This window comes from Hymenobacter actinosclerus (genome assembly GCF_900111515.1).
GTDB classification, from domain to species: Bacteria; Bacteroidota; Bacteroidia; order Cytophagales; family Hymenobacteraceae; genus Hymenobacter; species Hymenobacter actinosclerus.
The window spans coordinates 177,871-196,042 of record NZ_FOHS01000006.1 but is presented as its reverse complement, the minus strand read 5'-3'; the positions used below and the strand labels follow the sequence as shown (position 1 = coordinate 196,042).

General features: G+C 64.5%; 15 protein-coding genes and 1 riboswitch. Of the genes, 5 read left to right on the top strand and 10 right to left on the bottom strand.

The window, feature by feature from the left end:
- Nucleotides 1-223: 223 nt before the first annotated feature.
- The 10 genes from BMY67_RS17845 to metH form a co-directional block, all read right to left on the bottom strand.
- Nucleotides 224-856: a hypothetical protein gene (locus BMY67_RS17845; protein WP_143069912.1), complete on the bottom strand. Its 633-nt coding sequence runs from the start codon at nucleotides 854-856 to the stop codon at nucleotides 224-226.
- Between the two features lie 44 nt (nucleotides 857-900).
- Entirely contained in the window at nucleotides 901-1,350 is a 450-nt protein-coding gene (locus tag BMY67_RS17840; protein WP_092774144.1) for a putative signal transducing protein, read from the bottom strand.
- Nucleotides 1,351-1,441: 91 nt separating this feature from the next.
- Nucleotides 1,442-1,585 (bottom strand): MFS transporter small subunit, encoded by a 144-nt coding sequence (locus BMY67_RS19435; RefSeq protein ID WP_177189911.1) that lies wholly within the window; start codon nucleotides 1,583-1,585, stop codon nucleotides 1,442-1,444.
- A 91-nt stretch (nucleotides 1,586-1,676) separates the two neighbouring features.
- On the bottom strand, nucleotides 1,677-3,086 hold the full coding sequence (locus BMY67_RS17835) for an L-lactate MFS transporter (RefSeq protein ID WP_092774143.1): 1,410 nt from the start codon (nucleotides 3,084-3,086) through the stop codon (nucleotides 1,677-1,679).
- A gap of 180 nt (nucleotides 3,087-3,266) precedes the next feature.
- Nucleotides 3,267-4,805, bottom strand: coding sequence for an N-acetylmuramoyl-L-alanine amidase (locus BMY67_RS17830; RefSeq protein WP_092774142.1), 1,539 nt, complete (start codon nucleotides 4,803-4,805; stop codon nucleotides 3,267-3,269).
- A gap of 44 nt (nucleotides 4,806-4,849) precedes the next feature.
- Nucleotides 4,850-5,377: a hypothetical protein gene (locus BMY67_RS17825; protein ID WP_092774141.1), complete on the bottom strand. Its 528-nt coding sequence runs from the start codon at nucleotides 5,375-5,377 to the stop codon at nucleotides 4,850-4,852.
- Between the two features lie 55 nt (nucleotides 5,378-5,432).
- On the bottom strand, nucleotides 5,433-6,011 hold the full coding sequence (locus tag BMY67_RS17820; RefSeq protein WP_092774140.1) for an energy transducer TonB: 579 nt from the start codon (nucleotides 6,009-6,011) through the stop codon (nucleotides 5,433-5,435).
- A 268-nt stretch (nucleotides 6,012-6,279) separates the two neighbouring features.
- Nucleotides 6,280-6,741, bottom strand: coding sequence for a tetratricopeptide repeat protein (locus BMY67_RS17815; RefSeq protein ID WP_092774139.1), 462 nt, complete (start codon nucleotides 6,739-6,741; stop codon nucleotides 6,280-6,282).
- Nucleotides 6,742-6,944: 203 nt separating this feature from the next.
- The gene (gene metF / locus BMY67_RS17810; protein WP_092774138.1) at nucleotides 6,945-7,901 is read right to left on the bottom strand and encodes a methylenetetrahydrofolate reductase [NAD(P)H]; all 957 of its coding nucleotides are present in this window, start codon (nucleotides 7,899-7,901) and stop codon (nucleotides 6,945-6,947) included.
- A gap of 104 nt (nucleotides 7,902-8,005) precedes the next feature.
- Nucleotides 8,006-11,845 (bottom strand): methionine synthase, encoded by a 3,840-nt coding sequence (gene metH, locus BMY67_RS17805; protein ID WP_092774137.1) that lies wholly within the window; start codon nucleotides 11,843-11,845, stop codon nucleotides 8,006-8,008.
- Nucleotides 11,846-11,913: 68 nt separating this feature from the next.
- A riboswitch (SAM riboswitch) is annotated at nucleotides 11,914-12,026 on the bottom strand.
- A 186-nt stretch (nucleotides 12,027-12,212) separates the two neighbouring features.
- On the opposite strand from metH, the gene BMY67_RS17800 reads away from it, so the two are divergent.
- The 5 genes from BMY67_RS17800 to BMY67_RS17780 all read left to right on the top strand — a co-directional run bounded on the left by BMY67_RS17800 (nucleotide 12,213) and on the right by BMY67_RS17780 (nucleotide 18,152).
- The gene (locus tag BMY67_RS17800; protein ID WP_177189910.1) at nucleotides 12,213-13,325 is read left to right on the top strand and encodes a PA14 domain-containing protein; all 1,113 of its coding nucleotides are present in this window, start codon (nucleotides 12,213-12,215) and stop codon (nucleotides 13,323-13,325) included.
- A 215-nt stretch (nucleotides 13,326-13,540) separates the two neighbouring features.
- Entirely contained in the window at nucleotides 13,541-14,338 is a 798-nt protein-coding gene (locus tag BMY67_RS17795; RefSeq protein ID WP_092774135.1) for a class I SAM-dependent methyltransferase, read from the top strand.
- Nucleotides 14,339-14,494: 156 nt separating this feature from the next.
- Nucleotides 14,495-15,490, top strand: coding sequence for an SDR family oxidoreductase (locus BMY67_RS17790; protein WP_394333381.1), 996 nt, complete (start codon nucleotides 14,495-14,497; stop codon nucleotides 15,488-15,490).
- A 262-nt stretch (nucleotides 15,491-15,752) separates the two neighbouring features.
- A complete protein-coding gene (locus BMY67_RS17785) occupies nucleotides 15,753-16,346 on the top strand; it encodes a gluconate 2-dehydrogenase subunit 3 family protein (RefSeq protein ID WP_092774134.1) in 594 nt (197 codons plus the stop codon).
- Nucleotides 16,347-16,472: 126 nt separating this feature from the next.
- Complete coding sequence (locus BMY67_RS17780) at nucleotides 16,473-18,152, top strand: GMC family oxidoreductase (protein ID WP_092774133.1); 1,680 nt, start codon at nucleotides 16,473-16,475, stop codon at nucleotides 18,150-18,152.
- Nucleotides 18,153-18,172 lie beyond the last annotated feature (20 nt).

The following is an 18,172-nucleotide window of genomic DNA, read 5'->3' as shown; positions in this document are numbered from 1 at the left end:
ATAGACGCAACAGTTGGAGCCTCATCATTGCTGACGCTGTTTGGTGAGAACGTTCAACGAAGAGAATCCAACTGTTGCGTCTCTACGCCCTGAATAAGTAACCAGATAACCGCACTAATAGGCCCATTTAATGCCTGTACCTCTCGAGAAGTATCTTCTCGACCCAGTCTATTTCGTGTGGGTGCGGTGCGGCCGACATAACAATTACGATGAGCCGGAAAGATTATCGTTTCAAGAGCGTTTCCAGTTCAGTGCGCGTTCTAATCACCTGCCTCCGGTTTGCGTCCGCTCCTTCACACTTCTCATAAAATTCAGGAGCATAGAAACTCACATTCCGGGAGTTTCGGCGGGTCAGAAACCAAAGCGTCACTGTTTCGGCATCCTCTATCAGGCATTGCGTATTGGTGGAGCGGGCGGCCATATCCTGGACCTGCCAGAGCCGGGGCGTATGCAGGCTTTTCCACGTCTGCTTCAGCTTTGCTGGAGTAACAGGCTGAAGCAGCAGGTATTGGTTGGTGTCGGGCTGCGTAGCGCGGAACCGGGCTTCTTGCTGGCTGAACTGCTGCGTGAGGCCGCCGGGCACATGGCGCCCCTGCATCAGCTTATAGGGGCTACGGTACGTAAACAGATACACCTGCTGACCCTGTTTTGCCAGAATCAACATATCCGGGCCCTGGTTCCAGGCGCTATTCTGCTGACAGACGATAGTGCTGTCGTAATGCTGCTGAAAAAACCGGTACAGCGGGGGCACCGATTCCTCCTGAACGACTGCAGCGGCATGGGGCTGATGGCAAAACACTCCTCCAAGCATAAGGAGCGCCGTTTTTATAGTCCCTAAAAGCAGGGGTTTAAGCACTGGTTTTTAGCGTAAAAGTCTTTGGGGTAAATGCAGTTTCAGCCTCACTCCCCCTCGAAATCGTGGCCGCAGTGGAAGCAATGGCACTGGGGGTGCTCGGGAGCCGTCAGCCAGAAGCGGAGCTTAATGAACAGGTTGTCGGTGGGGCTGGGCTGGTGCCGGCACACTACGTCGTGGTGGTGGCAGCGGGGGCAGCGGGTAGCAGCCATGCCGGGCGCTTCGGCGGCCGCCTCCGGCGCGGCTACGTCGGGCGCTACGGCGTACATGTGGGTTTGCTGCGGGTGCAGCACCTCGCGGGCGGCCTCCACGTCGGGGGCGCGCACATAGAGGCCCACGTTGCCCATCATCTGGCCGTAGGGGCGGTTCTCGTTGCTCAGAAAACACGGGATGCCGGCCGCGTCGAGCTGGTTGCGCGCCAGATGGGCGGCAATGGAATCGGTAAACGAATTGAGCAGGACGATGGCCGAAGCCTCGGAAGGAACATCTGCCGGCATGAGGGTAACGCGCGAAATCTGAAATCCGCCTAACAAACGCGGCACCCGTTTGGGTGCCGCGAAAGGTACGCAATAGGAGCCGGAGGCCGGCTTACCGGAACAGGTCGAGGGCCTTGATAAAGGTCTGCGACACCCCCCACAGCAGCGGGATGCCGACAAAGGCCCAGGCCAGAAACACAGCCGCGCCCGAACTAGTCGTTTCGGGCGCAACAGGAGCAACAAAAGGCTTATTCATGTTTTAGTGGTTTATGAGGGTTGTTGAATTGCCATTGTTCAGTTGCCTGGCCTTTTAATGCATAAGGGCAACCAAACACCGGCAACCGATATCAATGGCCGCCCGGCTCGGCGTCGACGGGGCCTTTTTCGTTGTACTTCTCGTTGACGGCCGTGACGGCCAGGTTGGCCAGCAGGCCCACTACCAGCAGGCCGGCCATGGTGTAGAACACGGTTTGGTAAGCGGCGGCGCCGGTGAAGCCCTGGGCCTTGCGGCTCTCGTGCAGGAAGTTGACGATGAGCGGGCCCAGCACCCCGGCCGTGCTCCAGGCCGTGAGCAGGCGGCCGTGGATGGCGCCCACCTGGTACTTGCCGAACAGGTCGGAGAGGTAAGCCGGAGCCGTGGAGAAGCTACCGCCGTACATGCTGATAATCACGCAGGCCGCGCCCACGTACAGGGCCAGCTGCAGGTTGCGGCCCAGCGTTGGGATGAGGGCGTAAAGCAGGATGCCCAGCCCAAAATAAATGGCGTAGGTGGTTTTGCGGCCCATCTTATCCGAAGCCGACGACCAGAAGAAGCGGCCCAGCAGGTTGAACAAACTCAGCAGGCCCACGAAGCCCGCCGCGGCCGCGGCCGTTACGCCCCGGCCCACGCCCATAGCGGCATCCGAAAAGGACTCCTGCACCAGTGGGGAAGCCGTTTCGAGCACCCCGATGCCGGCCGTTACGTTGGTGAGCAGCACCACCCACAGCAGCCAGAACTGCGGCGTTTTCAGGGCATTGTCGGCCGACACGTTGCCGCTGGTAATCAGGGCGCTGTGCTGGGGGTTGGGCACGTAGTTTTCCGGCACCCAATCGTCGGCCGGCACCCGGATGGTCCAGACGCCGAACTGCATGAACAGCAGGTAAATGATGCCCAGCGTGAGGAAGGTAGCCGCCACGCCCATTGGGCCGGTACCCGTAGATTTAAAGTGGTCCATGAGGGCCACCGACAGCGGCGAGGCAATCATGGCGCCGCCGCCGAAACCCATAATGGCCATACCCGTGGCTACGCCCCGACGGTCGGGAAACCACTTGATCAGGGTGCTCACCGGCGAAATATAGCCGATGCCCAGCCCGATGCCGCCCACTACGCCGTAGCCGAAATACACAATCCAGAGGTTGTGCAGATGCACGCCCAGGGCCGCAATAAAGAAGCCGCCGCCAAAGCACAGGGCCGAGGCCATCATGGCCTTGCGCGGCCCTACGCGCTCCAGCCACTTCCCGAAAATAGCCGCCGACAGGCCCAGCAGCACAATGGCAATCGAAAAAATAACGCCGAGTTGCGTCGGCGTCCAGTCGGCGGCGGCGGGGGCCGATGGGTCGCCGCTGATGAGGGCGCCCAGGGGCTTCTTGAACACGCTGAAGGCGTAGGCCTGCCCGATGGCCAGGTGAATTGCCAGCGCAGCGGGCGGAATTAACCAGCGGTTGTAGCCTGGTCCGGCCACAGTGCGGCTGCGGTCCAGTAACGATGCTTCTGCCATAAAACAGGTGCTTTGGGAGTGGGAAGAACGAACGAAATTTCACCCTAACTCAGGGTCCGGGTCAGGGACCTACCGGATTAGGATTCAATAAGGTAGGCCCCTGTTACGGGGTTTAAACCACTTCCGGTCAACTATTTTTTGGAAAATTGCTATAGCCAGCCCCCACTGCCGGCCCGGCGGCTACTGCTCAGCCGGTTGCCGGCCCAGCCACCCCCGCACCCCTTTCGCCCGGCCCGACTTCAAAAAATCGTGGATGCCGTCGGCCATGCGCCGGGCCATCTGCTGCTGCCGGGCGGGGTCGGTGAGGATTTTCTCGTCCTCCGGATTGGAAATAAAGGCGGTTTCGACCAGCGCGTTGGGGTAGTCGGTGGGGCCGTTGAGGGCGAAGTTAAAGTTGCCCACCAGCCCCCAGCCGGGCAGGCCGGTCTGCTGCATCTGCCCATAGAGGGCCGCCGCCAGCGGCCGGAAAGCCACGTAGCGGTAAAAGGCGCTAGTACCGCGCGCCGCCGCGCTGCCCGCCGAGTTTACGTGTACGCTCACCAGCAGTGCCGGCCGCTGCCGCTGCAGCAGCGCCACCCGCTGGGCCATGTCGGGGCCCTCATCTCCGGTACGGGTCAGCACTACGGTGGCGCCCCGCCGCTCCAGCTCCTGCTGCAGCTGCCGCACAATAGCCAGCGTGAGGTCTTTCTCGCGGGCTCCGCTGGCGCCCACCGCGCCCACGTTGCTGCCGCCGTGGCCGGCATCGAGGGCCACGCGCAGGCCGCGCAGCTGCAGCCGGGCCGGCGGCCGGGCCACGCGCACGACCAGCGTGTTCTGCTCGTAGCCAAGGTGGTAGCCCCAGCTCTGGCGGTGGCGCAGCGGCAGCACCAGCCGGAAAATATCGGCCTGGGGCTGCTCGTAGTACACGGCGCCCAGCGCCCGCAGGCCGGGGCGCTGGGTTATCCAGTTGGTGTTGGAGGTGGCCCCGAACACGTCAATCACCAGCCGGGTGGGGTTTTCCAGCATCTGGGAGCGGTAGGGCAGGCGCTGGCTGAGCGGTACGCGCACATAGTCGGCCAGCGAATCGCCCTGCACGCTCCACGAGCCGGTGAGCGAGGCGGGCACGAAGCCGCCGGGCGGCAGCAGCCGGGCCCGCTCCAGCGGCAGCCAGGCGTAGTGGCCCTCGGCCAGCCGCACCCGGTACTGCCCCCCAACCCGGCCCACCACATGTAGCACCACCAGCGAATCGAGGTAGCCCAGCTTGGCCCCGCCCAGCCGGTCGTCGCCGAGGCCATAGTTGAGGTGGGCCAGCGTGGTGCGCGTAACGGCCAGCAGCGGCTGGTTGGGGCTGAGCAGGCGCACCGCGGCGGGCGTGGGCAGCGAGTCGCGGCGGCCGTCGGGCAGGCGCAGGTGCAGCCACAGCGGCCGGCCCGTAGCCCCGCCCAGCGTATCGGTAGGCTGCACGATATAAGTGCCCTGGTACACGCCCCGGCGGCCGGCGGCCAGCGCGGGGGCCAGCTCCGTGAGGGGCCGGCCGCCCAGGAAAGCAGCGCGGCCGCCCGGCGTACCCGTCAGGCGCACCTGCAGCGCATCGCCGGGGCTCAGCCACTGCTCGCCGGCCGGCACTGTTTCCACCTTCTGAATCAGGCGCTGCGCCCGGGCCGGGGCAGCTGGCAACTGCAGGACGCCAATCAGCAGGGCCGCCCACCGGACGGCCAAGAAAGGAATGGTTTGCCGCATGATCACGAAGAAAAGAGGGTTCTGCGCGCCGCCCTGACAGGCGGCTACTTGTCTTTCACGGCTTCACGCAGGTCCTTCACGTCGCGGCCGGTTTCGAGGGCCGTAAATTCGGTTTGCAGGGCCCGGATGTGCAGCTCGTCGCGGCCCTTGATGTCGAGGCGCACGGCGCGGAACTGGGCGTTGAGGCGGCGGCTGACGGCCGTGGCGTAATCCCAGTCGCGCTGGCTCCACTGCTTACGGCGGGCCCGTACCTGCTGCATAAAGTACACGAAGGCCGGCTCGATGGTGGCGGGCGTGAGGCTGCTGACGGTGGCGTAGGGCCCCAGCAGCTCGTTGCTGAGCGCCAGCTCGGCGGCGGGGTCGAGGGGCTGGCGGCTCCGGACCCGCGAAACCGAATCGAAGCGGGCGGCGCGGCGGCCGGCCACGCGCAGCTTGGCGGCGGCGCGCTCGGCCAGCGTATCAAGTTTCTGGGTTTCCCTGTCCATCACCTCCTGCCGCTCGCGCGGAGTCGAGTCGCAGGCAGAAAGCAGGCCGGCACAGGCCAGCAGCGAAAGCAAAACGGGCGTTTTCATGCCCCAAGGTAAAACTTGCCGGGCATACGGTGGCCGGGCGGGGTGGCGGCGCCCCCTAACGGCCGGCCAGGCGGAAGGTAAACGGCACGTCGATTTTCGATACCACGGCGCGGCTGCCTACGCGGGCCGGAATCCACTGGTCGGGGATGCTGCGGGCCACGCGCAGGGCCTCCTCGTCGCAGCCCGCCCCAATGCCGAGCAGCACCTGCTGGTTGCTGGCGCGCCCGAGCGTGTCGACGGTAATCGTGACCACCACCCGGCCCTGCACGTTTTTGGCTTCGGCAGCGGCCGGATAGCTGAGCCGCCCCGTGTAGGTGGCCAGCTCGGGGTCGCCGCCGACAAAGAAAACCGGATGGGTCAGCCGCATGCGGCTCCACTCGCCGTCGGGCGTGCGCACCGGGTACAGCACGTCGTCGAAGGGCCGAAAAAATACCAGCCGGCCGGCCGAGTGGTCGTATTTCTGGGTGATAACCTGCGAGCCGTCGCGGGTGGTGGCGTAGTATTCCCAGACGCCCACTTTCTCGCCCTTTTCCATGAGGCCGCTGCCAGTGGCCGTTTTGCGCAGCTTCTGGGCCGAAGTCGGCAATGATACCAGCAGGCCACCGGCCAGGCTGAAAAGGAGGGCGTATTTCATAGCAAAAGTACTGGGCAGGGCGAAAAGGCAGGCGCCAAAACAGCCTCACCAGCAAGGCCCGCCAACCATCACCACAAAGAAAAACATTTCCTTAGTACAAATCGGCCTACAAACTGCCTTACATTCCATGGCGAGCCGTAAATACGGGCCGAGTACTAAAAAAGCAGCATAACATCCAAATAAGCGCCTATCCTTTGGCTGGGGCAGCCCGGCATACCCCGGCTGGTTTTAGCCAGAATCTTCTTTACCCAGTACAATAAGCGCTACCCTACTCCAGCTCCTCGCGGAGCGTGCGTAGCTGGGCCTGCAAACCGGGCCAGGCGGGGCAAAGCTGCTCGATGCGCTGCAGCACGCGCAGCGTGCCGCGGGGGTCGCCAAGGGCACGCAGCATCAGGCTCTGGCCCGAAAGCGCCCCGAAGTGGCGCGGCTCGCGGCGCAGGGTTTCGCTCACGTCGTGCAGGGCGGCTTTGTACTCGCCCCGCAGAAAGTAGGCCGTGGCCCGCTTGTTCCAGCCCTCGGCATAGTCGGGGGCCGTTTCGGTCAGGAAGGTGAACTCCTCAATAGCCAGCCCATAGTCGCCGGCCGAGAGGGCCCGAATGCCGGTTTCGAGCCGCTTGTCGAGCAGCGGGTGGCCGGCCGTGAGCCAGATTTGCCAGATGCCATCCTGCAGCGTCTCAATTTCGGCCGGCGCCGTGGCCTCGCGCAGGCGTTGGAACAGGTCGTCGAGCATGCGGTGAAATGGTGAGTGGTGAGTTGGTGAGTTGACGTTCCGGCGGCCTTGCCGACAGCAAGTATAAAGAACGTCATTCAGAGCGAAGCGAAGAATCTCGCGGGCTGATATTGTGGTAGTAGCTCAACGAATCCACGCGAGATTCTTCGCTTCGCTCTGAATGACGTTCCTCTTATAATTTCACCATCTCACCACCTCATCACTCAAAAAAGCGCCGCTGCTACCTGGCGGATGCTGTCGGACTTGCCCATGCTGTAGTAGTGCAGGCAGGGCACGCCGTGGGCCATCAGCTCGCGGCTCTGGTTGATGCACCATTCGAGGCCGATCTGGCGGGCGGCGGCGTTGTCGGGAGCCAGGTGCACGGCGTCGGCCAGCTCCTCGGGCAGGTTGAGGTAGAAGGAGCGCGGCAGCATGGTGAGCTGGCTTTTGGTGGTGAGGGGCTTGAGGCCAGGGATGATGGGCACCGTGATGCCGGCCTGGCGGCAGCGCCGCTCGAAGGCAAAAAACTGCTCGTTGTCGAAGAACATCTGGGTCACGATGTACTCGGCCCCGCGGTCGACTTTGTGCTTGAGGTAGCGCAAATCGGCCCCGTAGTTGGGCGACTCGAAGTGCTTTTCGGGGTAGCCGGCCGTGCCGATGCAGAAGCCGGTGGCCCAGGTATCGTCCTGCTCCTGGTCGAGGTACTCGCCCTTGTTGAGGTCGGAAATCTGCCCAATCAGGTCGCAGGCATAGCTATGGCCGTCGGGCTCGGGCACGAAGCGGCCCTCGCTTTTAATGGGGTCGCCACGCAATGCCAGCACGTTATCAATACCCAGAAAGTGCAGGTCGATGAGGGCGTTTTCGGTTTCCTCCTTCGAGAAGCCCCCGCAAATCAGGTGGGGCACGGTATCGACGTCAAACCGGTTTTTGATGGCCGCGCAAATGCCCACCGTACCGGGCCGACGGCGCACGGTTTTCTTTTCGAGCAGGCCGTTGGGGTGCTGGCGGTACACGTACTCCTCGCGGTGATACGTGACGTCGATAAACGGCGGCTTGAACTCCAGCAGCGGCTCGATATTAGAAAACAGCGTCTGGATGTTCTCGCCCTTTTTGGGCGGCAGCACCTCGAAGGAAAACAGCGTTTTGCCTTCGGCGCGGGACAGGTGTTCGGTTACTTTCATTGTGCTTGCCCACGCAACCCAGGGCTAAAGCCCTGGGCTAGTCAGCGGGTTTAGGAGGCGAAAGGAAAAATAGGGTTGGGCGAAGCGCTCCGTAGCCCAGGGCTTCAGCCCTGGGTCGTTGGGATGGGGGCAGCGGGCAGCGGCTCGTAGTTCAAATTCGGCATCAGCCAGCGCTCCAGCTCCGGCAGCGGCATGCACTTGCGGTTGGCCAGGTCGGCTACCTGGTCCTGGCCTACCCGGCCGAGGCCGAAGTAGCGGGAGTCGGGGTGGGCGTAGTAGAGGCCGCTGACCGAGGAGGCGGGGTACATGGCCAGGTTTTCGGTGAGCTTGATGCCGGTGGTGTTTTCGGCATCGAGCAGCTGGAACAGGGTGATTTTCTCGGTGTGGTCGGGGCAGCCGGGGTAGCCGGGGGCGGGGCGCACGCCCTGGTATTTCTCCTGGATGAGCTCGTCGTTGGAGAGGCGTTCGGCCGGCGCGTAGCCCCAGAACTCCTCGCGCACCCGCTGGTGCAGGCGCTCGGCGAAGGCCTCGGCGAGGCGGTCGGCCAGGGCTTTGAGCATAATGCTGCTGTAGTCGTCGTGCTCGGCGGCGTACTGCTCCAGCAGCTTTTCGATGCCCAAACCGGCCGTGACCGCAAAGCCGCCGATGTAGTCGGCGCGGCCGGTTTGCTTGGGGGCCAGGAAGTCGGAAAAGGCTAGGTTGGGCACGCCGGCGGCCTTTTCGCTCTGCTGGCGCAGGGTGAAGAACTCCGTTTGCACCTGCTGGCGCGATTCATCAGTGTACACTTCAATGGTGTCGTAGTCCACGGTGTTGGCGGGCCAGAAACCGACAACGGCGCGGGCCGTGAGCAGCTTTTCGGCTATGATGCGGCGCAGCATCCGCTGGGCATCCTGGAAAAGCTGGGTGGCGGCTTCGCCCACCGTGGGGTCGTCGAGCAGGCGGGGGTAGCGGCCCTTCAGCTCCCAGGTCTGGAAGAAAGGCGTCCAGTCGATGTATTCGGCCAGCTCGGCCAGGTCGTAGTCTTCCAGCACCTTGGTACCCAGGAAACTAGGCTTCACAATGGGCGTAGCTTTCCAATCAGCCTTGAAGCCGTTTTCGCGGGCAGCTTCAATAGACAAGTAGGCCTTTTCGCGCTGGCGGCCGGCGTAGTCGTGGCGCAGCTGCCGGTACTCGTCGTGGATGGCGCGGGCGTAGGTTTCCCGGGCCGAACCGAGCAGGCTGGCGGCCACGCCCACCGAGCGCGAGGCGTCGTTGACGTGCACGATTGGCCCGGAGTATTGGGGCGCAATTTTTACGGCCGCGTGCAGGCGCGAGGTGGTAGCGCCGCCGATGAGCAGGGGCGTTTTCAGGCCGCGCTTTTCCATCTCCTGGGCCACGTACACCATTTCATCCAGGCTGGGCGTAATCAGCCCGCTCAGGCCAATCATGTCGGCCCCCTGGCGCTGGGCCTCGTCCAGGATGCGCTCCAGCGGCACCATCACGCCCAGGTCTACGATATCGAAGTTGTTGCAGGCCAGCACCACGCCCACGATGTTCTTGCCGATGTCGTGCACATCGCCCTTCACGGTGGCCAGCAGGATTTTGCCGGCCGTCTGCCGGTCGCCCTGCTGCTTGTCGGCCAGCAGGTAGGGCTCCAGGTAGGCCACGGCCTTTTTCATCACCCGGGCCGATTTCACCACCTGGGGCAGGAACATCTTGCCGGCCCCGAACAGGTCGCCCACGATGCCCATGCCGGCCATCAGCGGCCCCTCAATCACGTCGAGCGGCCGGCTAAGCTCCTGCCGGGCGGCCTCGGTGTCCTCATCGATAAAGTCGGTTATGCCCTTTATCAGCGCGTGGGCCAGCCGTTCCTGCACCGGCAAATCGCGCCACTCTAAGTTGTTGGTGGTTTGCTGGCCACCGGTGCCCTTCTGGCCCTTCACGGTTTCGGCGAAGTCCAGCAGCCGCTCGGTGGCGTCGGGGCGGCGGTTGAGCAGTACGTCTTCCACCAGCTCCAGCAAGTTCCTGGGGATGTCGTCGTACACGGCCAGCTGGTTGGGGTTGACGATGCCCATATCCAGGCCGGCGCGGATGGCGTGGTAGAGGAAGGCCGCGTGCATGGCCTCGCGCACCACGTCGTTGCCCCTAAACGAGAAGCTGATGTTGCTGACGCCGCCGCTGGTGAGCACGCCCGGCAGGTGGGTCTTTATCCAGCGCACGGCCTCGATAAACTCCACTCCGTAGTTGCGGTGCTCCTCCAGGCCGGTACCCACAATGAGGATGTTGGGGTCGAAAATGATGTCCTCAGCTGGAAAACCTATGCGCATGAGCAGCTCGTAGCTACGCTGACAGATGGCAATGCGCCGTTCCAGCGTATCGGCCTGACCATCCTCATCAAAGGCCATGACCACCATGGCGGCCCCGTACTGGCGCACGGTGCGGGCGCGTTGCAGAAACACTTCCTCGCCTTCTTTCGGCGAAATCGAGTTGACGATGCTCTTGCCCTGCACGCACTTGAGGCCGGCCTCCAGCACGCTCCACTTCGAGGAGTCAATCATCACCGGCACCCGCGAAATATCGGGTTCCGAGGCAATCAGGTTCAGAAACGTGGTCATGGCCAGCTCCGAATCGAGCATGCCCTCATCCATGTTGATATCTAGCACCTGGGCGCCGCCCTCCACCTGCTCGCGGGCCACGGCCAGGGCCGCGTCGTAGTCGCCGGTGCGGATGAGGCGGGCAAAGGCCCGGCTGCCCGTCACGTTGCACCGCTCGCCCACGTTCACGAACAGGCTTTCGGGGGTGATATTGAAGGGTTCGAGGCCGGCGAGGCGGGTAGCCCCACCCCCCGGCTCCCTCCCCGGTAGGGAGGGGGGGCCTGACGATTTAGTTCTGACGGATACGTCTGGCTCCCCCTCCCCACCGGGGAGGGGGCCGGGGGGTGGGGTCCGCGGCGCATACCGCCCGGCCAGCTCACTCAGCGCCGCAATGTGCTCGGGCGTGGTGCCGCAGCAGCCGCCCACCACCGTTACCAGGCCCTCCTTCAGGTAGTTCTCCACTACGGCGGCAAACTCGCGGGCCGACTCGTCGTAGCCGCCGAAGGCGTTGGGCAGGCCGGCGTTGGGGTAGGCCGAAATGTGCACGTCGGCCAGGCGGGCCAGCTCTTTGATGTAGACCTTCAGCTGGTCGGCGCCGAGGGCGCAGTTGAGGCCCACGCTCAGTAGCGGCAGGTGGCGGATGGAGTTCCAGAAGGCTTCCACCGTCTGGCCTGAGAGCGTGCGGCCCGAGGCGTCGGTGATGGTGCCCGAAATCATAACCGGCACCACCCGGCCGCCCTCGTCAAAGAACTGCTGCACCGCAAACAAGGCGGCTTTGGCGTTGAGCGTGTCGAAGATGGTTTCAATCAGCAGCGCATCCACACCACCATCCACGAGGCCGCGCACCTGCTCGTGGTAGGCGGCGGCCAGCTCGTCAAACGTCACGGCCCGGAAGCCGGGGCGGTTCACGTCGGGCGAGAGCGAGGCGGTGCGGTTGGTGGGGCCGATGGCGCCGGCCACGAAGCGGGGCCGCTCGGGCGTGCGGGCCGAGTACTCGGCGGCGGCGGCGCGGGCCAGCCTTGCCGACTCATAGTTGAGCTCGTACACCACGTGCTCCAGCCCGTAGTCGGCCTGGGCGATGGTGGTGCCCGAGAAGGTGTTGGTTTCCACCATGTCGGCCCCGGCGGCGAAGTACTCGGCGTGGATGCCGCGGATGATATCGGGGCGGGTGAGGCTGAGCAGGTCGTTGTTGCCGCGCAGAGGCCGGTCGTGGCCCTGGAAGCGGGTGCCGCGGAAGTCCTCCTCGGTCAGCGGGTGGCGCTGAATCATGGTGCCCATGGCGCCGTCGAGCACGAGCACGCGCTGGCGCAGGATGGCGTGGAGGGGCGAAACAGCAGCTTCGGAGGCGGCAGGAATGGCGGCGGTCGGCATAAGGGCTGGTCTGGAAAATCGGCGTTAAAAAGCCTATCCAGAAAGAGCCGGGCACGAGGCCGGTTCCGCACTTATCTTCTTCCAGACCGCAGAAAGGCCCGAAAAGGGAGTTAGCACCTTGTTTGATGGCAGGTTGCTAAGACGTCGTCGGGCCCAATCCCTCGGTCTTTCTGGATAAGTAACGGGGCGAAGATAGAACCGAATGCCCGCAATGCCAAGCCCGCAACGCTTAGCCGCCCGGTTTGCCGCCCGAGCCGCCGGCGCCCGGCCCCCGCGTCAACCGGCCCGCCCGAAAAAGCCGGCCGCGGCTTGCCTGCCAGCACCGGCTTTCTTATCTTTTGACCGTATTTTATTTCATCCATCCGCTATGCCCCAACTATCCACCCTAGCCTGGGCTGCGGGCCTACTGCTGACAAACTCACTCGCCAGCCACGCCCAGACCCTGACCCCGCGCGGGCTGACGGGCACTTATTACCGCGGGCAGAACTTCGAGCAGCCCGTCCTCACGCGCATCGACAACCAGCTGGATTTCGAGTGGAAAAAGCGCGCCCCCGCCCCCGGCGTGCCGGCCGAGCACTTTTCGGCACGCTGGACGGGCTTTCTGGAAGCGCCCGTAACGGGCCAGTACATTCTGCACCTGACCGTGGACGACGGCGTGCGGGTGTGGCTGGGCGGCCGGCTGCTGTTTGAGTCGTGGAAGGATCAGTATTTCACCAACGGCCAGGCCAAGGTGCGGCTGGAGGCCGGCCAGCGCTATGCCCTGCGCGTGGAATACTACCAGAACGCGCTAGATTCGCGGCTGCTGCTGGCCTGGCAGCGCCCCGATGCCTCGCTGGCCGATTTTTTCGGTGGTCAATCCATCGTCCAGCCCGTCCCGATGCGCTACCTCTGGTCGGCGCGGCCCGTGCGGATGAAGCTGGCCAACGCCGCCGACTCGGCCGCTTTTCTGGCCGCCCGAATGGCGGGCGTTAAAACCACCCCTGTTAAAGCAGCCCTGGTAATCGGGTATCGGCCCCGTCCCAAACTCGCGCCCCGGCCGGCAGCCGTCGTGCCAACGAAGCCGGCGGCCCGGCCGCCACTTCCAAAGCCAGTGCCCATTAAGGCCCGGCCGGCGCTGACGGAGCTGGGCAGTCTGGCCAAAGGCGCGGTCCTGGCGCTGCCCAACCTGTATTTCAGCCAGAGCACCGCCGATTTGCTGCCCGCCTCGCGGCCCGTGCTCGATGAGCTGGCCCAGACCCTGCGCCGGCAGCCCGCCCTGCGCCTCGAAATAGCCGGCCACACCGACAACGTGGGCGACGCGGCCCGCAACCGGCTGTTGTCGCAGCAGCGGGCCCGGGTGGTGCGCCGCTACCTCGTGCAGCAGGGTATCGACTCGTTGCGCCTGACGGCCGTGGGCTACGGCGGCGCCTACCCGGTGGCCGACAACCGCAACCCCGCGCTGCGCCCCCGCAACCGCCGGGTGGAAGTGGTTGTGCGGTAGCATTGCCGGGCAGCCGGCTTGCACGTTGAGCCGGACCAGGCAGGCCATGCCTTCCCCAAACAAAGCACTGATTGTTAGTAAATTATATGGTATATTTAAAATAGTGCGCTTTGCCCGACTGCGTGATTCTGAGGCCCGGGCTCTTGTATACCAGGCGCTCCGGCTGCGGCTCGGCTTACCCGGTGGGCACTGTTTACGCCTGCTTTCTATCCGCCATGAAAAAGCCCTTGCTGTCTGCGGTTACGGTTGCGTTGCTGGCCACTTTTACGCTCCTGCTGACGGTGCGGCCGGCCCGGGCCCAGCAGCCCGCACCCGCTAAGCGCAACCTGCCCCCGATACCCGGCCTCGGCCCCGACCCGGTGCTGCCCGCCAACGCCACGGCCGCCCAGCGGGCCGACTACGACCGCCAGATGGCCGAGCGCACGCGTCAGCGCTGGAATTTCATCCTCACCGACTCGGTGGCCCGGGCCCGGGTGCTGAACGAGCAGCCCAACGCCCTGCTCGTGGAAACGGTGCGCGGCCTTAAGCCCGGCACGGCCCTCGATGCCGATATGGGTGAAGGCCGCAACGCCATTTACCTGGCCCGGCAGGGCTGGCAGGTAACGGGCGTCGACATTGCCGAAAAGGCCCTGGCCTACGCCCAAAAACGCGCCCACGCGCTGGGTGTGCCGCTTATCACCGAGGTGCACGACATGGTCACCTACGATTGGGGCACCAGCAAATGGGACCTGATTGTGCTCAGCTACGCCGGGGGCCGCGACTACGCCGACCGGGTGATGCGGGCCCTCAGGCCCGGCGGCCTGGTCGTGCTCGAAGCCTTCCACATGGATGCCACCCAGCGCCTTCAGGTGGTGGGCGGTGACTACCGGGTATTCTTTGAAACCGATGAGCTGCCCACGCTTTACCGGGCGGCTGGCCTGCGGATTGTGCGCTACGAAGAACCCATCGGCACGGCCGATTTCACCAAGGAACAGCTGCGGCTGGTGAAGCTGGTGGCCCAGAGGCCGCGCTAGGCATTCGGCAGGCCATTGAAGTTTACGAACTGACTGCCGCCGTCTGGCTTGCTGATTGTGGCGGCCCGCCAGGCGTTATCGTGCGCGGGCTTTGCCAACGCCATTCCCGGTTTCGCGTAAGCCTTAGTCCACGCTATTCTTTGCTTCGACCCAACTATGGCTACCAAAAAGAACCCCACCCCCGCCGACGCCCCGAAACCCGCCGCCCAGCCCGCGGGCGACACGGCCGCTACCCCCGCCGCCAAAAAGGCCGCTAAAAATGCCGGCAAAGCGCCCGAGCCAGTGGAGCGCCCCACGGCCAAAGACATGAAAAAGCACGCCCAGAAGCTGCCCTACCCGGCCAGGCAGGCCGATATGGAGTTGCAGCCAGGCATGGCCTTCAGCACCTACCGGCCCGCCGGCAAGCTCCAGGATAAAGTGGCATTGGTAACCGGGGCCGACTCGGGCATCGGGCGGGCCGTGGCCGTGGCTTTTGCCATGGAGGGCGCCCACGTAGCCGTGCTCTACAACGAAAACACCCAGGACGCCGAGGAAACTAAGCGCCTCGTGGAAGCCCAGAACCGCCAGTGCATTCTGCTGCAACTTGATGTGCGCCAGCCCGAGCAGTGCAAGCAGGCCGTGCGCCGCACCCGCGCCGAGCTGGGCGGCCTGAACATCCTGGTGAACAACGCCGCCTTCCAGATGGCCCAGGAGAAGTTCGAGGACATTCCCGAGGAGCAGATTCGCCGCACTTTCGATACCAATATTCTGGGCTACATCTGGATGGCCCAGGCCGCCGTGCCGCACATGCAGGCCCACGACTGCATCATCAACACCGGCAGCATCGTGGGCCTCACGGGCATCCCGATTCTGATTGACTACGCCAGCAGCAAAGGCGCCATCCACGCCTTCACCAAGAGCCTGGCCCTGAGCCTGGGCGAGCGGGGCATCCGGGTGAACTGTGTGGTGCCCGGCCCGGTCTGGACGCCCAACATCCCCGGTACCATGCCCAAGAGCGAAATCGAGAAGTTCGGCCACGAGGTAGCCCTGGCCCGCCCCGGTCAGCCCGAGGAGCTGGCCCCCGCCTACGTGCTGCTGGCCTCGCAGGATGGCTCGTTTATGACCGGCTCGCTGGTGCAGGTAACCGGCGGCAAACTCAGCACCGACGGGTAGCGTGAATGAGTGAGTCGGTGAATGAGTGAGTCGGTGAATGAGTGAGTTGCTGTCCTGGAGGTCTAACTATTCCGGTGGTATAGCCGGCCTAGCGGCGCCGGCAAATCCCTGCCTCTTCTCAAAACATAACCCGCTCCCCGCTCTGTTTACCTTTTACTCTGCTTGCTCTGCTTGTTGAGTAGTCCCTTAAGCTGCCCGTGCCTTTCGCCCGACAGGCCCCGAAACATTGCTTCACGCATTCACCAAGTCACTCATTCACCCCATGCCCCACTACCCCGAAGGCACCGTCCGGGCCCTGCTGGAAACCGACCTCGTGACGCCCGCCACGCGGGACGCCCTGGCAGCGCGGCAGGAAGCGCCGACCGATTACGAGCCCCAGTTTTTCGATGCCGATACCTACCGGCTGCTACAGGCCGTGGCCGCCCGCATCTACCCGCAGCCCGACCGCGAAACGCCCATTGCCCTGGCCCCGGGCGTAGATGCGCGGCTGCTGAAGGGCGACGCCGACGGCTGGCGCTACGACTCCATGCCGCCCGACCGCGAAGCCTACCGCCTCGGTCTGGGCGGCATCAATCAGGCAGCGCAGGCCCAGTTCCAGCAGTCCTTTCTGGAACTGGATGCGCCCCGGCAGGACCAGATTATGGCGCTGCTGGCCGCCGCCGAGGCGCCCGGGGAAAACTGGCGCCAGCTGCCCCAGGACAGGTTTTTCGAGGAAATGCTGGCCGAACTGACCGAAATCTACTACGCCCACCCGCTGGCCCAGGAGGAAATCGGCTACGTGGGCATGGCCGACGTGCCCGGCTGGCAGCGCATCGCCCTCAACGAGCTGGAACCCCGCGAGCCGGAAGAACGGTGAAATAGAGAGATGGTGAAATGGGGAGTTGACGTTCAACGCTACCCCATTGCACCATCCGCGCAACTCGCGCCATCATGACTCTGGAACGTCAACTCCCCATTTCACCACTTCACCATCTCACCGCTCATGCCCGACGAAGAAACGCTGGAAGAAGGCACGCTAACGCCCGTGCAGCCCGAAATACAAGACCCGCTGCTGCGGGAGATACTGGAGGAAAACGAGTTGCAGGCCGACCCCAGCCGCAATCCGCTGGAGCAACCCGCCCCCCTGCCCGACCCCGATGAAGTGGTGGACTGCCTGGTGATTGGCACCGGCGCGGGCGGTGCCCCGCTGCTGGCCCGGCTGGCGCAGGCCGGCCGCCGCGTAGTAGCCCTCGAAGCCGGCGCCCGCCACAACCCCAAAACCGAATTCGCCACCGACGAGAAAGCCCAGAACTTTTTGTTCTGGAACGATGAGCGGCTGTCGGCCGGCAAGAACCCGGTGGCGTTCGGCAAGAACAACTCCGGCATCGGCTACGGCGGCTCGACGCTGCACTACACCGCCTACACCCCCCGCGCCCACCGCGGCGACCTAATGCTGCACACCGAGTTTGGCGAAGGCGTCGACTGGCCTTTTGGCATCGAGGAGCTGGAGCCGTACTACGAGGAGCTGGAGCAGTTTTTGGGCATTTCGGGCCCCACGCCCTACCCCTGGGACCCCGGCCGCCGCAAGGGCTACCCGCTGGCCCCGCTGCCGCTCAATGGCGCCGCCCAGCTTATGCAGCGGGGTTGTGCCCAGGTAGGCATCCAAACCTCGCCGGCGGCCAACGCGGCCCTTTCGGCGCGCTACTACCAGGAGGGCGTGGGCTGGCGCGAGGCCTGCACCAACCGCGGCTTCTGCCAGGCCGGGTGCAGCACCGGCGCCAAGGCCAGCATGGACGTTACGTTTCTGCCCCTGGCCGAGCAGTACGGCGCCGAAATCCGGCTGGGCGCCTACGTAACCGAGATTGAGCGCGACGCTACCGGCCAGGTAACGGCCGTGGTATACGAGCAGGGCGGGCGCACCGTGCGCCAGCGCTGCCGCCACTTGTTTCTGTGCGCCGGCGCCATCGAAACGCCCCGCCTATTGCTGCTGAACGAGCTGGCCCTGAACAGCGGGCAGGTGGGCAAGCACTTCATGGCTCATGTGGGCATGCAGGTCTGGGGTACGTTTCCCGAGGATGTGCGGCCCTACAAGGGCATTCCGGGCGGGCTGATTTCGGAGGACACCCACCGGCCCAAAGACGCCGATTTCGTGGGCGGCTACCTGCTGCAAAGCATCGGCGTGATGCCCGTGACCTTCGCCACCCAGATGGTGCGCCAGCGCAAGCTCTGGGGCCAGCCCCTGCGCGACTACATGCGCGACTACAACCACATTGCCGGCATCAACGTGCTGGGCGACTGCCTGCCCCACGCCGATAACTTCGTGGAGCTCAGCGACGAAAAGGATGCTCGCGGCGTGCGTAAGCCCCGCGTGCACTTCACGGCCCAGGAAAACGAGCAGCGCATGAACCGCCACGCCGAGCGCACCATGCGCCAGATTTGGGAAGCCGCCGGCGCCAAAGACATCTGGGCCTTCGAGCGTTACGCCCACATTATCGGCACGGCCCGCATGGGCCAGCGCGCCGATGAGGCGGTAGTCGACCCCGACGGCCGCGCCTTTGATGTGCCCAACCTCTACATCTGCGACAACTCGGTGTTTCCCAGTGCCCTGAGCGTGAATCCGGCCCTCACTATTATGGCCCTCAGCCTGCGCACCGCCGATAAGTTCCTGGCCAACAAGCATTAATCTTATCGGTATAAGTCTCT

Coding starts and splice junctions, on each gene's coding strand:
- BMY67_RS17840 (WP_092774144.1), bottom strand. CDS start 1,350: ATGCCGGCAGATGTTCCTTCCGAGGCTTCGGCCATCGTCCTGCTCAAT.
- BMY67_RS19435 (WP_177189911.1), bottom strand. CDS start 1,585: ATGAATAAGCCTTTTGTTGCTCCTGTTGCGCCCGAAACGACTAGTTCG.
- BMY67_RS17835 (WP_092774143.1), bottom strand. CDS start 3,086: ATGGCAGAAGCATCGTTACTGGACCGCAGCCGCACTGTGGCCGGACCA.
- BMY67_RS17830 (WP_092774142.1), bottom strand. CDS start 4,805: ATGCGGCAAACCATTCCTTTCTTGGCCGTCCGGTGGGCGGCCCTGCTG.
- BMY67_RS17825 (WP_092774141.1), bottom strand. CDS start 5,377: ATGAAAACGCCCGTTTTGCTTTCGCTGCTGGCCTGTGCCGGCCTGCTT.
- BMY67_RS17820 (WP_092774140.1), bottom strand. CDS start 6,011: ATGAAATACGCCCTCCTTTTCAGCCTGGCCGGTGGCCTGCTGGTATCA.
- BMY67_RS17815 (WP_092774139.1), bottom strand. CDS start 6,741: ATGCTCGACGACCTGTTCCAACGCCTGCGCGAGGCCACGGCGCCGGCC.
- metF (WP_092774138.1), bottom strand. CDS start 7,901: ATGAAAGTAACCGAACACCTGTCCCGCGCCGAAGGCAAAACGCTGTTT.
- metH (WP_092774137.1), bottom strand. CDS start 11,845: ATGCCGACCGCCGCCATTCCTGCCGCCTCCGAAGCTGCTGTTTCGCCC.
- BMY67_RS17800 (WP_177189910.1), top strand. CDS start 12,213: ATGCCCCAACTATCCACCCTAGCCTGGGCTGCGGGCCTACTGCTGACA.
- BMY67_RS17795 (WP_092774135.1), top strand. CDS start 13,541: ATGAAAAAGCCCTTGCTGTCTGCGGTTACGGTTGCGTTGCTGGCCACT.
- BMY67_RS17790 (WP_394333381.1), top strand. CDS start 14,495: ATGGCTACCAAAAAGAACCCCACCCCCGCCGACGCCCCGAAACCCGCC.
- BMY67_RS17785 (WP_092774134.1), top strand. CDS start 15,753: ATGCCCCACTACCCCGAAGGCACCGTCCGGGCCCTGCTGGAAACCGAC.
- BMY67_RS17780 (WP_092774133.1), top strand. CDS start 16,473: ATGCCCGACGAAGAAACGCTGGAAGAAGGCACGCTAACGCCCGTGCAG.